1 protein-coding gene and 2 pseudogenes are annotated in these 2,478 nt (G+C 50.2%); 2 read left to right on the top strand and 1 reads right to left on the bottom strand.

The genetic code is table 11. The annotated features are described in order from the left end of the window. Both GZ1_RS17565 and GZ1_RS18700 read left to right on the top strand, forming a co-directional pair. Positions 1–1,416: pseudogene (locus GZ1_RS17565) on the top strand (IS1634 family transposase); the annotation flags it as partial. A gap of 216 nt (positions 1,417–1,632) precedes the next feature. Continuing rightward, positions 1,633–1,803 (top strand): annotated as a pseudogene (locus GZ1_RS18700) (IS1634 family transposase); the annotation flags it as partial. A gap of 346 nt (positions 1,804–2,149) precedes the next feature. On the opposite strand, the gene GZ1_RS17575 reads toward GZ1_RS18700, so the two are convergent. Further along, on the bottom strand, positions 2,150–2,478 hold a 329-nt coding region (locus tag GZ1_RS17575), incomplete at its 5' end, for a transposase (RefSeq protein WP_174520700.1).

A 2,478-nucleotide genomic window follows, 5' to 3' on the forward strand; every position in this document is an offset into this window, starting at 1 on the left:
CCTCAGCTGATTGACCGGCTGGTTCCGGTGGATCCCCAATGCCAAACCCGAGCCAGCGATGTGGTCTGGCTGCTCATCCTAGATATCTTGAGCGGCCGTCAAGCGCTGGTTCATTTGGAACGATGGGCGCATGAAATCGATTTGCCCAAGCTGATCCGGTCGGAGCTCCAGCCTTCCTGGTTCAATGACGATGCCATCGCCCGCCATCTGGATCGCCTGTATGATGCCAACATCCATCAAGTCATTTCGGCTTGCCTTGTGCAGATCTACAAGAAGGAAGGCATCCCCCTTCGGGTGTTCCATGCCGATACGACCGATGTATCTGTTTACGGCACGTATGAATCGGCCTCGCCGGATACCCTGCATATTACCCATGGCTACAACCGGCAACACCGTTGGCAAAAGCAGATCGGCTTCGGGCTGATCGGCAACGAGGATGGCGTTCCTTTTTATGGAGATGTGCACGACGGCAACCTGCCGGACAAAACGTGGAATCCCGAGGTGCTGTCTCGTGTCCATAAGCAGCTGAAGCAAGCGAAGATCGAGGACGAATGGATTTACGTGGCGGATTCCGCCGCGATGACGAAGGACACGCTTTCGCAAACGAAAGCGGCGAACGCCTTTTTGATCACCAGAGGCCCGTCGTCGCTCCGGATCGTGAAAACCGCGCTGGCCGAAGCCGATGCCAGGGACACGACGTGGAGCGATCCATTTTCGCTGGCAGAGAAAAATGGCGCCACGTATCGGGTATGGGAAACGGCATCAACGTATGAAGGCCATCCGGTTCGGCTGGTCGTCGTCGAATCGAGCGCCCTCGACCAACGGAAAGGAAAGACGCTCGAAACAGAACGAGCACAAGAAGCAGAGTTTCTTCACGAGGAACAAGCCCGTTGGGAGCGCCACCCGTTTTCGTGCCGGGAAGACGCCGAACAAGCCTTAGCATCCCTCAAGGCATCCCTTCGTCCCCGGTTCCATCGAGTGGAGGCCGTCGTCGAAGAGATCGTGCGTCCGAAAAAACGGCGCGGACGGCCGAAAAAAGGGGCGGAACCGGAAATGGAGACGCTGTACACCCTTCGCCTGAGCGTAGAATTCGACCAAGACGCGTGGGAACAGGCGAGACGGAAAGCGTCCCGGTTTGTGCTCGTCACGACGGTGCCGGAGGAATGGAAGGACCGACGAATGGACGCGAAAGAGATCTTGAAGCTGTATAAAGGGCAGATCTCGGTGGAAATGAACTTCTCCTTCCTGAAAGATCCGTTCTTTACGGACGAGATTTACGTGAAAAAACCGGAACGAGTGGCATTGTTGGGCTATTTGTTTCTCCTCGCATTGGCCATTTACCGCGTTTTCCAGCGCCGGGTGCGTCAATTTATTACGCCGGAACGCCCGTTAAAGGGCGTAGGAGGCCGCAAGCTGTTTATTGCAAAATAAAAATGCAGAGATCTGCAGAGAATTTGGCTTAGGCCAACTTTACATGGAGAGGGGGGCGTGATAGCCTTTTTAGGCATAGCCAGCCCTTGATATTGCTGGCTTCCTGGCTTTTTCATCACGCCCCCAGAGGCTCCATGTCAAGTTGTAATTCTCTGCACTTTTCGTTGCGAAACTCTGTATTTTTTCTTTGCAGAAAACAGCAAGCTGACCCGTCCGACCGGGCAGGCGATTTTTCAGTTGTTCTGGTATGTGAAAGTCGTCCTGTTGGAGCTGCCGGATGGGCAAATCCAACGCTCACTGGGCCGGCCGCTCACCCCTGAGCAGCGAAGGATTCTGCAAGGGCTGGGACTGGATGAGAGCATTTACGTCTAAATAGGATAAACAACGACAGCGATGGTAAAAAAAGGATTGCCATCGCTCGTCGTGTTGGAACGAAAATTATTCTAAAAAACTAAATAAAAAATCCTTTGTTCCTGCCCTGTTAAGGTGCGAAATGTGAGTTAGTAGTTTGTATGAGTTGGCGGATAAGGATTCTTCAATAAACATAATATTTACAAATCATAATGAAAAAACATCAAATAGACAGTTTTATTACTGTCCATTGTTATCTTCTTCTTTATATTTTGACAAATAGTGGTAGATCAAAAGAATAAGAAACAAGATAAAAGATGTTATATCTAAAAGTATATACATCCAATTTAAAATTTTAACCTCTGATTCACACAGCACACCCCATGCGGCTCAACACCTCATCCGGGTGTTGTAGAACGTACTGTTCAAAGCGAGTAATGGATTGGGCAATGTCGTTTTGATCCTTGTGAAAAACGTTGGCAATCACCTCATCTTTCAACCACTTCCATAACCGTTCAATCGGGTTCAACTGTGGAGAATACGGTGGCAAAAAGATGAAATGAAAAGCAGCACCTTCCTCGCCATCAAGAAAGGCTTGTACCATCTTGGCATGATGAATACGCGCATTGTCCAACACAAGCACGAGGAATCGATCGGCATATTTCTCTTTCAATCGGCGCAAAAAGTCGAGGAAGG

Source organism: Geobacillus zalihae NBRC 101842 (genome assembly GCF_001544135.1).
GTDB classification, from domain to species: domain Bacteria; phylum Bacillota; class Bacilli; order Bacillales; family Anoxybacillaceae; genus Geobacillus; species Geobacillus zalihae.